Source organism: Bacillus canaveralius (assembly GCF_002860125.1).
Classification (GTDB): Bacteria; Bacillota; Bacilli; order Bacillales; family Cytobacillaceae; genus Bacillus_BJ; species Bacillus_BJ canaveralius.
Map to the genome: position 1 here is coordinate 47,127 of NZ_PGVA01000044.1, position 14,991 is coordinate 62,117.

Genomic DNA, 14,991 nt, shown 5'->3' on the forward strand with positions numbered 1-14,991 from the left:
ATGAAACATCAATGTAACGTTATCGTTAACAGCTTGTAAAATAAATCCGCTAAACTATGAATACTAATAGCAGAACTTGGAGGTATTTATGGAATCATATTTGCAAAAATCGCTTGATGAGTGGAAAGAAGAAATTTCTGAAGTGCTTGATGCCGTAGAAAAAGAGTATGAAGAAGTAAAGCAAGATCTCAAGGTGTATTCATATAAATACGGCATTACAAAACAAGTGATTCAATCGACGGTTAATGATGAGATTATTAATAATATCCGCCAGCTATACCACAAGCCTTTTGAAGAAAAATACCAGGAATTGAAGGATTATATGCGTGAACTTGACGAAAAAAGAAAAGTATTTCAAATGTTTGTACATAAAATCGATGAAGTAAAACGGAAAGAAACAAATCCAGTGGCTACTCATGCAGTGCAAACCTTCTAAATTTATACAATTTCTGCCCGTGTCGGTGTCCCTGCATGGGTTTTTAATTTTTTCCGAAAACGAGCAAATTATTTCATAATTCGAATGAGATATGAGAAAATGAAATGGAAATTTTTATAAGGAGGAAAAAAGTATGAGAAGCCTGACAGATACGACTACGTTACATAATGGAGTAAAGATGCCATGGTTCGGATTCGGTGTATTTAAAGTCAAAGAGGGTAAAGAAGTCATCGAGTCGGTCAAGGCCGCGTTAAAAGCGGGTTACCGGAACGTTGATACTGCTGCAGTTTATAAAAACGAAGAAGGAGTCGGCCAGGCAATCAAAGAATCGGGCGTTCCCCGCGAAGAGTTGTTTGTGACGACAAAAGTTTGGAACGCGGACCAAGGCTTTGATTCTGCGCTAAATGCATTTGAAACGAGTTTAAAGAAGCTGGAGCTTGACTATGTAGATCTGTATCTTATTCACTGGCCGGTCAAAGGGAAGTATAAAGAAACCTGGAGAGCTCTCGAGCAGCTTTATAAAGATGGAAGAGTTCGCGCAATTGGCGTAAGTAATTTTCATATCCACCACCTACAGGATCTTCTTGCAGATGCAGAAATTAAACCGATGGTCAATCAGGTTGAGCTGCATCCATTGCTTGCACAAATTGAGCTGCATGAGTTTTGCAAAAATCAAGGCATCCAAATGGAAGCATGGTCACCATTGGCACAAGGTGAATTGCTGAATAACAATGTCCTGAAGGAAATTGGCGCTAAATACGATAAATCACCTGCACAAGTCATTCTTCGCTGGGATTTGCAGAGGGAAATAGTTACGATTCCTAAATCAATCAATGAAAATCGGATCATCGAAAATGCGAACATTTTCGATTTCGAACTTTCACGGGACGATATGGAAAAGATAAACTCTTTAAATGAAAACCGTCGCGTCGGAGCAGATCCAGACAATTTTGATTTTTAATGACAGAATTGATTTCATAAAAGGAAAAACGGTTTCGTTATTGAGAATATATGGATGACCCATTCTCTTGATAAGCGTTGCCCAATTTCTGGTTTTGTCACATTAAAAAATTGACAATTAATCTCGTTTCATATATAGTAGATGACAATATAACCGCATATGTTTACTTCTTATCCAGAGAGGTGGAGGGATTTGGCCCTTTGATACCTCGGCAGCAGACTCTTAAAGAGCACTGTGCCAATTCCAACAAGCGTTATGCTTGGCAGATAAGACAGGATTGGATATAACGCCAACCTCTTCTTATTGTTACGGAATGGACGATAGGAAGGGGTTTTTATTTTACCAAAAACCCACTAAACCAATCGGAATAAATGAGAATAGGAGCAAGTATAAAGTGAAAAAAATAGATTGTTCTGCCGAACTGGAAAAGGAAATTTTCATCGCCAAGCTGCTGGACCTCGGCATTTATAAAAAAGGGGACCGCCAACTGTTTGAATTATCGCTCGATGACCTCACGGAGGAATATGAAAGAATTATGAATGTAAAAATTTTTGAATGAGAGGAAGAGGATTTATGATCGGTCACATAAATATACCATGGAAGAATCAAATGCTTGCTGCTTCGATTGATTTTCCCGTATCATTTCAGCAAGGGGCTTCCTATCCACTCGTCATCATTTGCCATGGGTTTACCGGGAGCAGGATCGGTGTCGATCGTCTGTTTGTTAAAACGGCTCAACATTTAAATCTTGATCAATGTGCCGTGCTGCGATTTGATTATGCTGGATGTGGAGAAAGCTCTGGTGAATATGGAAAAAATGGTTTTTGTGAGCTGATTGAGCAAACAGAAGCAGTTATTGATTATGCTTTTGAGCAGAACGCCCTCATTGTGGAAGAAGTGTTTTTATTGGGGCACAGTCTTGGAGGGGCGGTGGCCTTGTTGACCGCAGCAGGGGATGCAAGAGTTCGTAACCTGATTCTTTGGTCAGCAGTCGCAAATCCGGACATTGATATTAAAATGATTGTCGGGAAAGAGAGATTGCAGGAGTTGTCAAAATCTTGCCATGTAGACTATTTGGGTTATTACCTGACAGATAACTTTTTTAACTCTTTGGAAAAGTATAAGCCGTTAACCGTGGCGCGGGAATTGACCGGAAATGTACTGCTTATTCACGGAACCAATGATGATGAAATTCCGGTAGAGTATTGCCGTCTCTACGAAAAAGCTTTTTCTAAAAGAGGGAAAGGAACATGTCAAAGGAAAGAAATCAGCGGTGCCAATCATACATTTTCCGATGCTGAGCACTTTTCTAAATTAATTTCGGTGACAAGGGCATGGATCAAAGCCAGAAAAAGTGAATCCAGTTTCTCTGATGTTTCTTAACAAATTTAACCAAAAAGCATAACAACTATGATGGCTTTATGCTTTTCTTATTAATTGTTCCCTTACACTCACCAAAAAGCAGAGCCGACTAAAAGCCGGCACTGATCTTTTATAATATTCTTCTTCCTTGTTGTGATAGGGCATAGTAAATGCCGTGCTGCAAAGTCTGAAAACAATGGTATTGGCTTAATTTCACTTTTACTTCCGTAATTTGCATGCTGATCTCCGCAGACATACCGACCAAAATCGTCTCTGTTCCAATCAACCTGGCAGCAGCTGCAAGTTTAACGATTAAATCAATCGCATAATTATTCAAGCTTTGATGTAAAGCCGTCAAATCAAGAACCAAATATTTTGCCTGGTAATGGGGGAGGCGGTGCAGTGTTTTTTCAATTAGCTCATCGGAACGAAGATCATCATATTGACCGAGCAGGGGAACAACGACAATTTCCTCCAAGACCGGAATAATCGGTGAAGAAATATCGCTAATTAAATCCGTTAAATTTTTTGTTCGTTCTTCAACAAGTTTTTCCAGCTTTTCAATCTCTTCTGTTTCTCGTCTTCTCGCAAGTTGGTGAATATTTTGGTCAACAGTGACGGTAGAAGGGAAGTATTCAAACTTGCAAAAATCATCGCCCTCAATTTGGCTCTGGAGAATGTTATAGCCGATATTCTCGCCAAACAGACCAGACAGCAAGCCTGCAAAATGGCTGGGAAGAAAAGATCCGGCACGGGTCTTTTCCTGGGCTTTATTAATTTTATATTCCCATGAGTTTTTCATTCGAATAACAGCCGTCTTGTCGGTTTCACTAATTTCGTCTACAACAATTCGGCCCCAGCCTGCAGAAGCATATGTATTTGTGAGTGCTGAAACGATTGCTTCTATACGTAAAGACATACTCTGGAAATATTCACCAACAACGATTCCCTGTCGAAAGCCCGCAGCTTGAATCACAAGATTTGCTGCATCATCGCCAGAAACTTCTTCAATTGCATCAAAAAAAGTTTTCATTGCCGACGAAATCCAAAATAGGACTGCATCGTCCTTTTCGAATAAAAAGGTTCCATTCTCAAGATCCCATTGAAAATTTAATCCGCCTGCATCGATTTCTAAAGGTTTGTTTTCCAATTGCCTGCTTCCTCTCAAACGTATATTTGCATTCATTATATATAAATTAAACGATAATGCAAAAAAGAAAGGATTGAATTATTGATGGTAAAAAATTCTCGGTCCAGCATAAAACAAGATTTTCTCGATATCGGTATTAATAATAATTGTTCACGCTTGTACATATAACGCACAAAAAAACCGATCCCGGGCAGGGACCGATTGTTAGACATTTAATAATTCGTCACTGTTAATAACTTCTCTTTCGGTAATAATTCTCTCAATTTCATAGCCTTCGAGTGTCTCTTGTTTGAGAAGGGCTGCTACTAAATTACGAAATTGGAAATCATGTGCTTTGATTAAAGTTTGTGATTTTTCAAGGGCGTCGTCAAATAATGCTTGCATTTTCGCTTCTTTTTCCCCTTTATTAAAGGTTAACGAGAAACCTTCCTGAAGCAAGCCGGTGTCAACCATTTGCTCGATCATGTGCTTCGCTTGTTTGACATCGCCGCTGACCCCAATGCTATGCTCGCCTAAATGCAATCTTTCTGCCAAGCCGCCGGCGAGGATCATTGCGATTTGATCCAAAAGCTCGCTTGTAGTAGACAGATGAAGCTCTTTTGGAATTGGTGCCACATAACCAAGCGCATCTCCACGCGGGATTATGGTTGCTTTTCTGACAGAGCCAGGTTTTGTTAAAGCGGCAACAAGAGCATGTCCAGCTTCATGAATAGCGACACGCCGTTTCGTTTCAGCATCCTGTAATGTCCGTGACGTGCTGCCAAGAATCGTTCGGTCTAAAGCGTAATCCAGATCATTTTTTTTGATCGAATCCTGTCCGTTACGAACAGCCCGCCTGCTTGCTGTTTCAAAAAGTGATTCCAATTCGGCACCGGAAAAGCCTGATGTGCTCTCAGAAAGCTCATTCAAAGATGCCATTACGTCAGCAGCAAGTTTTTTCCCTTTCGTATGGATGTCGATAATCTCCCGGCGTCCTTTTGTATCAGGAAGCGGCACATGGAAGGAAAAATCGATCCGGCCTGGTCGGAGAAATGCTTCATCCAACATATCCTTCCTGTTGGTTGCTGCAATAAATAAAATTCCATCATTGGAGTGCCCGCCATCAAGCTGGACGAGCAATTCAGTTAAAGTTTTCTCGCTTTCCTCACCGCCGTGGGGCTTTCTTTTACCTGCAAGAGCATCCACTTCGTCTATGAATATAACAGCGGGAGACTGCTTGCGGGCGTTTTGGAATAAGCTGCGAACGCGGGAAGCACCAACACCTACAAACATTTCATTGAAGCTGGAACCGCTTGCTGAGAAGAAGGCTGCCCCGAGTTCATGGGCAATCGCCTGTGCAAGCAGTGTTTTGCCTGTGCCGGGAGGTCCGTACAGCAGGATTCCCTTTGGAGGCTTTATGCCAATTTTGGCAGAACGATCCGAGTCTTTTAATATTGTGAGGGTCTGGATGATTTCTTCTTTCATTTCATCCTGAAGACCACCGACATCATTCAATGAGATGGAAGGAAGAGGTCGTGATTTCGTCACACTTTGTTTGTTCGTTTTTGTGGCACTAAAGCTTCCTTTTTTCTGTAAAATGATCGCTGTAGCAACCAGCAAGATGACCAGACCGCCCATTAGTAGACTTCCATAGCCGCTGCCGGCAGAATAACTATATTGAACATTGTAGTTTTCAACAAGCTTTGTAGCCATTTGGCTTCCGGGCGGGATTTGCGAAACAAACTTCCCGTTGTCCGTTGTCAATTCTAATGTGCCGTTTGCCTCTTCGTGCAAAGTTACCGTCTTCCCGTTCTGTTGTTGGATCATCTTTTCCATAGAGGAAAAAGGGACAGCAGTAAATTTACCCGGCTCATGAATAATCCAAATACATGCTGATACTATAACAATAACCGCTGCGATGAGCGGAATAATTTTATGTTTGAACTTTGAATTAGATTTCAATCACTTCAGCTCCTTCATGAATCTATATACCATTATAAGAGAATGAGAGGCCAATTGAATAGGGAATAGGACATAATCTTTATTGGTGGATGTTGGTAATCAATTGATTGCAATGGTATGTGCTGTCTCGGACTAGCTATTATTTTCTTTTCTTGGTATCTTCCTATGGTTATAATAGAAATGAATGTTAACGTCACGGAAACCCCCAAGCCTTATAGAACCATGAGTGGAGCAAAGGAGGAAGCAGAAATGAAAGTGTTATGGGATTTGGACGGAACAATCATCGATTCATGGCCGACACTTGTTGAAGCATTCATCCAGGTGTCAGGAAAGGATTTAGACCGGGAAGATGTGCTGCCGCGTTTAAAATATGGAACAGCTTACTCTGATTATGGTGTGCCTGCCTATAAAATCACTGAATTCCGTGACATTGAACGGATATTTGCCCATGATCGGAAACCGCTCTTTCCTTTTGTCCAAGATGTCCTGTTGCGTGCGGACCTTAATGTTCTTGTCACGCACAGGAACCGGCGATCAACTGAAGCATTGCTTGATTACTGGGACCTTTCACCTTTTTTTATGGAAGTAATTTGTCCCGAAGATGATGGATATTCACCAAAGCCCGATATTGATGCCTATGAGTATCTACAGAAACGGTATGGAATTCAACTTGCAATCGGAGATCAGGAAACGGACTTAATTCCTGCCAGGGCACTTGGAATGGCAACCTGTTCGTTCCAAAATCCAAACGAGTATGCAGACTATTGTTTTTCTTGCTACTCCGAATTTAAAATTTTTTAAAGCCAACATTGAATTTTTTTCTAAATTATTCTAATGTATACATAGTGAATATATTATGTTTCTGCTGCACTAGAAATATGATTAAAAGCGGAGGGAAGATATATGCTTAAAACTCCGATCGGACGCTTCAGGCTGATGGGCTTTATTGAAGGTGCTTCATTGTTGATACTTTTATTTATTGCAATGCCACTTAAATACTTTGCAGGGTTTCCGGAAGTGGTCAGTGTTGTCGGAGCACTTCATGGTTTTTTCTTTATTGCTTATGTTTTGATTATCGCTTATACAACCTTTAAAATTCGCTGGTCGTTTGTTTGGGTGGCCAGTGCGGTCGTCGTTGCTTTCATTCCGTTTGGCAATATGATCCTCGACATCCGTTTACAGCGGTCCGGAATTGCTTAAGAACCGGGTTCTTTATATTTTTTAAAAATAGAGCAGATGTTTATCTAAAATATAAAAGGGAATAAAGGTAACTAAAATACAGACCATCATTGCTGGGGTGTTGCCTATGGATAAGCATGATCATTATGTTAACGAAAAAGCCAGAAAAATGGTTGAAGAATTTAAAAATGGTCCTGACTATCTCTTTTTGGTTAAATCAATCGAAAAGCTTAGCGATGTGTCGCAAGGTAAAAAAATGAACAGCGAATATTCAATCCGGTATTTAGAAAACTTTCTGTTTCGCCAATTTAAATATAAAATCATGCAACATGATGGTAAACGACTTTTTATCAAAAAGAGAAATTAATATGCCAAAATGATCCCTAACTGAACTGGATTGATTTTTAAAAAACAATGCCTTCTTTAATGCGAAAAACCCCATGCTAATGTAAAGCATGGGGTTTGGCCTATTGGATTAAATTCAGGAATTGCTTTGTACGCGGTTCTTGCGGGTTTGTGAAAATTTCTGCAGGTCGGCCGCGTTCAACGATTACTCCGCCATCCATGAAAATGACTTCATCTGCCGCTTCCCTGGCAAAGCGCATTTCATGTGTAACGACAACCATCGTTTTCCCCTCGTTTGCAAGATCCTTCATGACTTTCAACACTTCTCCGACAAGCTCAGGATCAAGTGCAGAAGTAGGCTCATCAAAAAGCATGACTTTCGGTTCCATCGCCAGGCCCCTCGCAATCCCGACCCGCTGCTGCTGGCCGCCGGATAATTGGAACGGATAGAAACCGAATTTGTCAGCTAAGCCAACCTTGGCAAGTAGTGCCTCTGCCGATTTTCGCGCCTCAGCTTTGGATTGTCCTTTGACCGTAACAGGGCCTTCCATTACATTTTCCAAAGCAGTCATATGAGGGAACAGATTATAGTTTTGAAAAACCATCCCTGTCATCCTGCGAAAAGCCGCTATGTTTTTTTTCTGGAGCTTCTCGGAAAAATCGATCCTTTTATCCTCAATCGCAATCGTGCCGGCTGTCGGTGTTTCCAGCAGGTTTAAACAACGAAGCAAAGTAGTTTTTCCTGAACCGGAAGGGCCAATCACAACGACAACTTTTCCTTTTTCAACCTCAAGATCTATTCCTTTTAAAACTTCCAGCGTATCAAAGCGTTTGTATAAATCATTAACAGAAATCATAGTTCTTCTCCTTCCATGTTAAAAGTCTCATCTTGATACATAACGATCAAACCGACCCTCGAGTTTTCCTTGAACGATGGAAAGGAGGAAGCAAATAATCCAGTAGATGAGTGCCGCTTCTGTATAAAGAAGGAGAAATTCATAGTTGGTCGCGGCAATTTCCTGAGCCCGCCTAAACATTTCCGTAACGAGAATAAGCGCAGCAAGCGAAGTATCTTTGACCAGACTGATAAATGTATTTGAAAGGGGAGGGATTGATACTCTCGAAGCCTGGGGAAGGATAATCCGCCGCAAAATTTGCGAATAAGACATCCCGATCGAGTAGCCGGCTTCCCATTGCCCCTTCGGAACCGATAATATTGAGGCCCGGATAATTTCAGATGCGTAGGCACCAACATTCAATGAAAAAGCTATAACAGCTGCTGGAAACGGGTCAATCACGATTCCAGCCGTGGGCAGCCCGTAGAAAATGATAAATAATTGGACGAGCAGAGGTGTTCCCCTGATGGCAGAAACATAGACTCTGGCGAACGTTTGCAAAGGCTTTATGGTTGAGATTCTCGCCAGTGCTGTCAATATCGCCAGTATTAATCCAATAATAAACGAGATAATCGTTAAAGGTATTGTATTAAAAATAGCCCCCTCCAGCAGCGGCTGGAGGGAACTCCTCGCAATTTCAATAAGGCGCTCAGTTCTATCGGGATCAAGGAAAATGCTATTCAAGTACATTTTCGCCAAACCATTTCTTGGAGATTTGTTCATATGTGCCATCTGCAATGATTTCATCTAAAGCGTTGTTTACTTCTTCAACAAGCGTCTCGCTGCCTTTACGGAACATCAAACCGCTTTGGGCTGCGTCTTCAGATGTTGCCGCAATTTTAATCGGAGCATCCGGTCTTTTATTTGTAAAGTCAAGAAACGAAAGCTTGTCGTTGATCGTAGCATCGACACGATTTGAATTTAAAAGCTCAATTGCCTGGTTAAAGCCTTCAACTCCAACAATTTCTGCACCATACGATTTGGCAAGCTCAGCATAGTTGCTTGTCATCGATTGGGCAGACTTTTTCCCTTCGAGATCTTCAAAACTGCTGATGTCAGTATTATCTTCACGCGTAATCAACACAGCTGCAGATGTAATATAAGGCTTTGAAAAATCATATTTTTCTTCGCGGTCCGGCTTAATTCCAACCTGGTTGGCGATCATATCAAAACGCTTTGAATCAAGCCCGGCAAACATCGCGTCCCACTGCGTTTCCATAAAGACAGGTTCCACATCGAGCCGGTTCGAAACTTCTGTCGCTAACTCAACATCAAAGCCGGTTAATTCGCCTTTATCATCATGAAATGAAAATGGAGGATATGTACCTTCTGTACCGATCAATAATTTACCATCCTCTTTTACCTTGGCCAGTAAATCTTCCTCTGTTTTGCCACCTTCAGCAGCATTATTTTCTTGATTATTTCCAGCTTCATTGTTATTATCATTCGTTCCGCATGCGGAAAGGATCAGCATAAAACTTAATAACAGTGCAAATAAAAGTGTAAGCTTTTTCAAAAATGATTCCTCCCTAATTCTGATAGTTTTTATCGGCATTAGTTATCATAGTATATGTCCTATACCCTGTCAAAGAATATTTATCCGTTACTATCGTTTCCAAATCGGAGTAAATCATCCTTTTCTAAATAAACTTTTAGCCAGCAAAATAAGAAATTTTAAAAAGATTGTAGGGGAAAATCGATTTTGTTCGTCTATAAGGTGAAACGATTTTTGGAGCAGGAGGAAACAGAATGATAGAAGTAAAGAATCTATCCCATGCTTTTCGCATTGGGAAAAAGGACAAGAAAACAAGCATCCCTGTTTTAAAGGATGTCTCGTTTTCGGTTAATCAGGGGGAGATCGTAACAATTGTTGGGCGAAGCGGGAGTGGAAAATCAACTCTTTTAAATTTAATCGCCGGTTTCATTTCCCCCGACAGCGGTGAGATTTGGATCGATGATGTAAAGGCGACCAGCCTGAACGAAACGAAATTTGCCGATTTTCGTTTAAACCATATCGGGTTTATCTTTCAAAGCTTCCAGCTGATTCCGAGTATGACGGCCTATGAAAATATTGAATTGCCTCTTATTTTAAAAGGGCTGGGCGAGATGGAACGCCGTGAAAAAGCATTGGCCGTCCTTGCAAAAGTCGGTCTGGCGGAGTACGGAGATCACTATCCAAGCGAATTATCCGGAGGCCAACAGCAACGGGTTAGCATTGCAAGAGCACTTGTCGCCGGCGCACCGTTGATTCTTGCAGATGAACCGACCGGGAGTCTGGATAGCGAGACGGAGCAGGATCTGTTAAAGTTTATCAAACAATTAAATCAGGAAATGAAGATTACTTTTTTAATCATTACTCATGATGAAAAAGTAGCAGAAATCGGGAACCGGACGATCGAAATAGTTGACGGTCAAATTTTAGAGGGGGCCTTGATATGAAACTAAAGGACCAGTTCAGATTTGTCCGCCAAAATATGAAAAAAAATAAAACGAGACTGTTTATGACAATACTGGCTACAGCAATGGGATGCGCCTTCTTAATTGTGCTTGCATCGGTAGGATTCGGCCTTCATAAAACAATTATCAAAGGTATGACCGAGGATCGCGCGGTCACGGAAATAGAGGTGCCGGGAAAAGAAGAAAATGGTACCTTTCTGCCGCTAACAGACAAAGATATCAAGTATTTTGAGTCGATCGACAATGTAAAAGCGGTGACTAGAAGACAGGTTTTGATGCAGCAGGGAAACTACGAAATTGACAACTATCAAACATCTGCCGAAACAATTGTTACCCATGTGCCATCGGAGGTAAAGGCAGGCTTTGAGCTATCAAAGGGCCGCTTGCCTGAAGCGGATAATGAAATTGTGGTAGGGTATGATTTTGTCGAATCACTGGCCAATAAAGATGCCAAACAAGAGGAACTGTATGATGAAACAGGCAAAGTGAAAGAAGAATTTCGATATACAAAGGATCTTGTCGGGAAACAACTTAACCTTACCGTGATCCAATATGTTGATGGACAGGAGCAGAAAAAGGTGATTCCTCTCACCGTAGTCGGAATCGGTAAAAAACCGGGCAGAGAATGGATGATCGATCAAAACGTGTTTATTTCAGAGAAAACATTATCAGAGATCGAAGAGTTTACTGGAACTCCACGGGGAATGATTAAGAGCCAGGGTGAGGAAGAGAGCCCGGAAGTGGATAGTCAGAGCTATGATTATGTTAAAATTTACGCTGTGAATCTTGAAGCTGTCCAGGCTATTACGGATTCGCTTAAACAAGAAAACTATCCAACTTACTCTGTTGTGAGTGAGATGGAAGAGGTCAATAAGGTTTTCACCGTTATTAAAGCCGGGCTCATCTTTGTTGGAACGATTGCGATTCTAATTGCATCAATCGGAATTTACAATACGATGACAATGGCCGTGACCGAACGTGCCCCCGATATCGGGATTATGAAAGCGATCGGTGCAAATCCAGGAACAATTAAGCGCATTTTCCTGCTGGAAAGCAGCTATATCGGCATTGCTGGTGCCTTCATTGGCACGATCGTCTCATACGGGTTAAGCTACATAGTAAATTATCTGCTCCCGATCATTATTAGCAGCTCGTTTGGCCAGGAGCTTCCGGAAGGTCTTATGTTCAGCTATATTCCTGTTACACTGCCGCTTATCTGTGTGATCATTTGCTACGCCGTTACAATTCTATCAGGCTATCGCCCTGCCCAAAGAGCGACCCGGGTTGATGTACTGAAAGCGCTGCGAAGAGAAGTTTAATAGTTAAATACTTGTGAAGCGATTTATTTCACTTGGATAGCTTTTTCATATCAATTTTTAACGAGATAAGTGGAAATTGGGTTGTTTTATGTTACAAATATTTTTAATGAAAAGGCTGCTTCCCGATAATTGGAAGCAGCCTTTTCCAGCTTATAAAAATACAATATAGATAACAGCAGCAAGCACGATCCGGTAGATTGCAAACGGGACAAGCTTTATTTTATTGATAAGCGCCAAGAAGAAGCGAATCGAAATCATCGCAAAAATAAAGGCACTGATAAAACCTGCAATAAAAAATGGCAAGGCGTCAATCGTGATAAACTGCCAGTTTTTTAATAATGAAAGTCCGCTTGCACCGAGCATAATCGGAACCGCCATGATGAACGTAAAATCGGATGCGGCCCGGTGGCTCATTCCAAGGATCACGCCGCCGGAAATCGTTGACCCGGAACGGGAAAATCCTGGCCATAACGCAATACACTGGAATAAACCGACACCAATCGCCTGCTTCCAGGTGATTTGGTCAACCGAATGTGTGGTTGTCACTTTATTAGGGAGGAAGTCAGCAATTAACATGAAAACAGCACCGATGACAAGTCCGATGAGAACGGTATAGACCGAAAACAAATGTGTGTCAATTGTATCTTCCAACAAGAAACCAAAAAACGCAGCGGGGAAAAGCCCGACAATCACATGTTTGAGCTGGAGTCTTGGTCCCGAAGAAGCAGTGCCGCCCGCAGATCCCTTTTTCAAACCTAGCAACTCTTTGAATCGTTCTCTAAAAATGATCACAACCGCCAAAATGGATCCCAGCTGGATTACCACTTTGAAAGTGTTCGCCACTTCCTTTGAAAACAATTCTTTTGATTTAAACATCAAGTCATCAACAATAATCATATGTCCTGTCGAGGAAACCGGAATAAACTCCGTCAGTCCCTCAACAATTCCCAAAACGATTGCTACGAAAATTTCCCACAAGTTCATTGAAACACCCCAAATTAAATTTACATATGTTAAGGCTTTAACGAGTCATAATTGAAGCACTGTCCGAAAATTTACTATATCATTAATTTAAGAGACAGGAAATAGAAACTATTATTATTTGAATCGAGAAATAATTAGAATTTATTTCTCGGGAAAGCGCAGGAAAAGACAAAATCATCTATCTTACCTGTAAAAATAGCACAAAAACTAGGGGATAATGTCGTTATATAGAAGAGGTTTTGCCACAAACAATAAAAGGAGGGATCCAGCATGGCAGCAGGCCTAATTCATCATCTGGAAATATATGTTTCAGATTTAAAAAAGAGCAGCGAATTTTGGGAATGGATATTGGCTGAACTAAAATATCAGCCGTTTCAGAAATGGGACAAAGGAGTAAGTTGGAAATTAGGTGATACTTATATTGTGTTCGTACAAACAGAAGACAAATACCTCGATGTTCCATATCACCGGCGGCGAACCGGTCTCAATCATCTTGCTTTCCATGCAGGCGGAAGAGAACGCGTTGATGAAATGGCCGCAAAGTTAGCCGCACAAGGAATCCCGCTCCTGTATGCGGATCAATCGCCCTATGCGGGTGGACCTGACCATTACGCTATTTATTTTGAAGATCCCGATCGGATTAAAGTTGAACTGGTTGCTACATGAGAACGTAAGTAATCATAGCTGACTTATAATTTTAATTTAGGATAGAATCAATACGCTATGTAAAAGATAAAAAGTCGGAGGGTACATAATGAATTTCGCAGAACTAAAAGGTACAGACGAACGTCTGAAATGTATGGACAGCCTAAAGGAAGACTTTTCAGAACGGGCAAATCGCAACAATGATAGCGGAGAGTTCCCGTTTCAAAACTTCGATGATCTTAAGCGTACAGGATACACAGCGTTAACGGTTTCACAGGAATATGGAGGCAAGGAAATTTCTCTGTATGAGCTTGTACGGCTGCAGGAGAAAATTGCTGAAGGAGATGGTTCCACAGCTCTCGGAATCGGGTGGCATATGGGTATTATCAAAAATTTAAGTGAAAAAAGGCTGTGGGACGAATCATTGTTCCAATTTCTTTGTGAAGAAGTAAAAAAGGGAGCGATCATTAACGCTGCTGCTACAGAACCAGGAACCGGAAGCCCGACGAGAGGAGGCAAGCCACAGACAACTGCGGAAAAACAAGGGCAGACATGGACGATTAATGGCCGCAAAACGTTTACGACGTTGGCGCCGGTATTGGATTTTTTTATTGTCACCGCAACGTTAAAAGAAAGCGAAGAAATAGCGAACTTCTTGATACCACGTTCCGCTTCAGGGCTCAGAATTGAAGAAACCTGGGACAGTATTTCGATGCGGGGCACTGGCAGTCATGATTTAATTCTTGAAAACGTCATTGTTGAAGATCAGTTCCTGGTCGAAAAGCTTGGAAAGTCTGGTCAACGGGCCAACGGCTGGCTTCTCCATATCCCGGCATGCTATTTGGGCATTGCGCAAGCTGCTCAATCTCACGCAATCAAGTTTTCGCAAAGCTATTCACCTAATAGCATTGATGGCTCAATCATTGACCTGCCTAATGTTCGTCAAAAAATAGGCGAGATTGAACTCGAATTGATGAGATCCAGACATTTTCTCTACTCCGTAGCAAAATTATGGGATGAATCAGATGAAAATAAACGAAACGGCCTTCTTCCGGAGCTTGGCGCAGTCAAACATGCTGTTACCAACTCAGCTATCAAGGCAGTTGATCTTGCGATGCGAGTTGTCGGCGCAAGAAGCCTTTCGGCAAAGAGTCCATTGCAGCGCTACTACCGCGATGTCCGCGCCGGGCTTCACAATCCACCGATGGATGATATGACGATTAATTTGCTTGCTCAACATGCTATTCAAGTACAGAAAAAATAAAGGTATACATGCATAAACAGCACTCGCCAAACGGCGAGTTTCTTTATTATCT

17 protein-coding genes, 1 pseudogene and 1 riboswitch are annotated in these 14,991 nt (G+C 41.5%); of the genes and pseudogenes, 12 read left to right on the top strand and 6 right to left on the bottom strand.

Annotated elements, in window-relative coordinates; all coding sequences use genetic code 11:
- The first annotated feature begins 88 nt into the window (after positions 1-88).
- The 4 genes from CU635_RS17100 (at position 89) to CU635_RS17115 (ending at position 2,780) form a co-directional block, all read left to right on the top strand.
- Positions 89-436 (top strand): hypothetical protein, encoded by a 348-nt coding sequence (locus CU635_RS17100; protein WP_101578599.1) that lies wholly within the window; start codon positions 89-91, stop codon positions 434-436.
- A gap of 133 nt (positions 437-569) precedes the next feature.
- Complete coding sequence (locus tag CU635_RS17105) at positions 570-1,397, top strand: aldo/keto reductase (protein ID WP_101578600.1); 828 nt, start codon at positions 570-572, stop codon at positions 1,395-1,397.
- 167 nt (positions 1,398-1,564) lie between these two features.
- A riboswitch (SAM riboswitch) is annotated at positions 1,565-1,670 on the top strand.
- 121 nt (positions 1,671-1,791) lie between these two features.
- Entirely contained in the window at positions 1,792-1,956 is a 165-nt protein-coding gene (locus tag CU635_RS17110; protein WP_245917505.1) for a Fur-regulated basic protein FbpA, read from the top strand.
- Positions 1,957-1,970: 14 nt separating this feature from the next.
- Positions 1,971-2,780 (top strand): alpha/beta hydrolase family protein, encoded by an 810-nt coding sequence (locus CU635_RS17115; protein ID WP_101578601.1) that lies wholly within the window; start codon positions 1,971-1,973, stop codon positions 2,778-2,780.
- Between the two features lie 109 nt (positions 2,781-2,889).
- On the opposite strand, the gene CU635_RS17120 is transcribed toward CU635_RS17115, so the two are convergent.
- Both CU635_RS17120 and CU635_RS17125 read right to left on the bottom strand, forming a co-directional pair.
- Entirely contained in the window at positions 2,890-3,909 is a 1,020-nt protein-coding gene (locus CU635_RS17120) for an STAS domain-containing protein (RefSeq protein ID WP_101578602.1), read from the bottom strand.
- A 204-nt stretch (positions 3,910-4,113) separates the two neighbouring features.
- Positions 4,114-5,850: an AAA family ATPase gene (locus CU635_RS17125; protein ID WP_101578603.1), complete on the bottom strand. Its 1,737-nt coding sequence runs from the start codon at positions 5,848-5,850 to the stop codon at positions 4,114-4,116.
- A 249-nt stretch (positions 5,851-6,099) separates the two neighbouring features.
- Between CU635_RS17125 and CU635_RS17130 the strand changes: the two genes are divergently transcribed.
- From CU635_RS17130 to CU635_RS17140, 4 genes and pseudogenes are all read left to right on the top strand, one after another.
- Positions 6,100-6,651 (top strand): HAD hydrolase-like protein, encoded by a 552-nt coding sequence (locus tag CU635_RS17130; protein ID WP_101578604.1) that lies wholly within the window; start codon positions 6,100-6,102, stop codon positions 6,649-6,651.
- A 102-nt stretch (positions 6,652-6,753) separates the two neighbouring features.
- A pseudogene (locus CU635_RS17135) lies at positions 6,754-7,035 on the top strand (DUF3817 domain-containing protein); the annotation flags it as partial.
- Positions 6,963-7,115: a hypothetical protein gene (locus CU635_RS24400; RefSeq protein ID WP_373270863.1), complete on the top strand. Its 153-nt coding sequence runs from the start codon at positions 6,963-6,965 to the stop codon at positions 7,113-7,115. The pseudogene CU635_RS17135 and the gene CU635_RS24400, both read left to right, overlap by 73 nt.
- 41 nt (positions 7,116-7,156) lie before the next feature.
- Positions 7,157-7,396, top strand: a complete 240-nt coding sequence (locus CU635_RS17140) for a hypothetical protein (RefSeq protein ID WP_101578606.1) — start codon at positions 7,157-7,159, stop codon at positions 7,394-7,396.
- A 100-nt stretch (positions 7,397-7,496) separates the two neighbouring features.
- Here the strand turns inward: CU635_RS17140 and CU635_RS17145 are convergent, their stop codons facing one another.
- From CU635_RS17145 to CU635_RS17155, 3 genes are read right to left on the bottom strand one after another with little or no spacing between them, the layout of a single operon-like run.
- Positions 7,497-8,231: an amino acid ABC transporter ATP-binding protein gene (locus tag CU635_RS17145; RefSeq protein ID WP_101578607.1), complete on the bottom strand. Its 735-nt coding sequence runs from the start codon at positions 8,229-8,231 to the stop codon at positions 7,497-7,499.
- Positions 8,232-8,258: 27 nt separating this feature from the next.
- Positions 8,259-8,960, bottom strand: coding sequence for an amino acid ABC transporter permease (locus CU635_RS17150; protein WP_180956508.1), 702 nt, complete (start codon positions 8,958-8,960; stop codon positions 8,259-8,261).
- Positions 8,947-9,786 (bottom strand): amino acid ABC transporter substrate-binding protein, encoded by an 840-nt coding sequence (locus CU635_RS17155; protein ID WP_281258890.1) that lies wholly within the window; start codon positions 9,784-9,786, stop codon positions 8,947-8,949. The genes CU635_RS17150 and CU635_RS17155 overlap by 14 nt, the downstream gene beginning before the upstream one ends.
- Positions 9,787-10,019: 233 nt before the next feature.
- Here CU635_RS17155 and CU635_RS17160 point away from each other — a divergent pair, with 233 nt between their 5' ends.
- Both CU635_RS17160 and CU635_RS17165 read left to right on the top strand, forming a co-directional pair.
- Positions 10,020-10,709: an ABC transporter ATP-binding protein gene (locus tag CU635_RS17160; protein ID WP_101578610.1), complete on the top strand. Its 690-nt coding sequence runs from the start codon at positions 10,020-10,022 to the stop codon at positions 10,707-10,709.
- Positions 10,706-12,046: an ABC transporter permease gene (locus tag CU635_RS17165; protein ID WP_101578611.1), complete on the top strand. Its 1,341-nt coding sequence runs from the start codon at positions 10,706-10,708 to the stop codon at positions 12,044-12,046. The genes CU635_RS17160 and CU635_RS17165 overlap by 4 nt, the downstream gene beginning before the upstream one ends.
- Positions 12,047-12,196: 150 nt before the next feature.
- Here the strand turns inward: CU635_RS17165 and CU635_RS17170 are convergent, their stop codons facing one another.
- Complete coding sequence (locus CU635_RS17170; RefSeq protein ID WP_101578612.1) at positions 12,197-13,030, bottom strand: undecaprenyl-diphosphate phosphatase; 834 nt, start codon at positions 13,028-13,030, stop codon at positions 12,197-12,199.
- A gap of 270 nt (positions 13,031-13,300) precedes the next feature.
- Here CU635_RS17170 and CU635_RS17175 point away from each other — a divergent pair, with 270 nt between their 5' ends.
- Positions 13,301-13,696, top strand: coding sequence for a VOC family protein (locus CU635_RS17175; protein ID WP_101578613.1), 396 nt, complete (start codon positions 13,301-13,303; stop codon positions 13,694-13,696).
- An 88-nt stretch (positions 13,697-13,784) separates the two neighbouring features.
- Positions 13,785-14,939, top strand: a complete 1,155-nt coding sequence (locus tag CU635_RS17180) for an acyl-CoA dehydrogenase family protein (protein WP_101578614.1) — start codon at positions 13,785-13,787, stop codon at positions 14,937-14,939.
- Positions 14,940-14,991 lie beyond the last annotated feature (52 nt).

What these genes read in the sequence shown, in the direction of transcription:
- CU635_RS17100 (WP_101578599.1), top strand. Translation starts at nt 89, where the DNA reads ATGGAATCATATTTGCAAAAATCGCTTGATGAGTGGAAAGAAGAAATT.
- CU635_RS17105 (WP_101578600.1), top strand. Translation starts at nt 570, where the DNA reads ATGAGAAGCCTGACAGATACGACTACGTTACATAATGGAGTAAAGATG.
- CU635_RS17115 (WP_101578601.1), top strand. Translation starts at nt 1,971, where the DNA reads ATGATCGGTCACATAAATATACCATGGAAGAATCAAATGCTTGCTGCT.
- CU635_RS17130 (WP_101578604.1), top strand. Translation starts at nt 6,100, where the DNA reads ATGAAAGTGTTATGGGATTTGGACGGAACAATCATCGATTCATGGCCG.
- CU635_RS17140 (WP_101578606.1), top strand. Translation starts at nt 7,157, where the DNA reads ATGGATAAGCATGATCATTATGTTAACGAAAAAGCCAGAAAAATGGTT.
- CU635_RS17145 (WP_101578607.1), bottom strand. Translation starts at nt 8,231, where the DNA reads ATGATTTCTGTTAATGATTTATACAAACGCTTTGATACGCTGGAAGTT.
- CU635_RS17150 (WP_180956508.1), bottom strand. Translation starts at nt 8,960, where the DNA reads ATGTACTTGAATAGCATTTTCCTTGATCCCGATAGAACTGAGCGCCTT.
- CU635_RS17160 (WP_101578610.1), top strand. Translation starts at nt 10,020, where the DNA reads ATGATAGAAGTAAAGAATCTATCCCATGCTTTTCGCATTGGGAAAAAG.
- CU635_RS17165 (WP_101578611.1), top strand. Translation starts at nt 10,706, where the DNA reads ATGAAACTAAAGGACCAGTTCAGATTTGTCCGCCAAAATATGAAAAAA.
- CU635_RS17170 (WP_101578612.1), bottom strand. Translation starts at nt 13,030, where the DNA reads ATGAACTTGTGGGAAATTTTCGTAGCAATCGTTTTGGGAATTGTTGAG.
- CU635_RS17175 (WP_101578613.1), top strand. Translation starts at nt 13,301, where the DNA reads ATGGCAGCAGGCCTAATTCATCATCTGGAAATATATGTTTCAGATTTA.
- CU635_RS17180 (WP_101578614.1), top strand. Translation starts at nt 13,785, where the DNA reads ATGAATTTCGCAGAACTAAAAGGTACAGACGAACGTCTGAAATGTATG.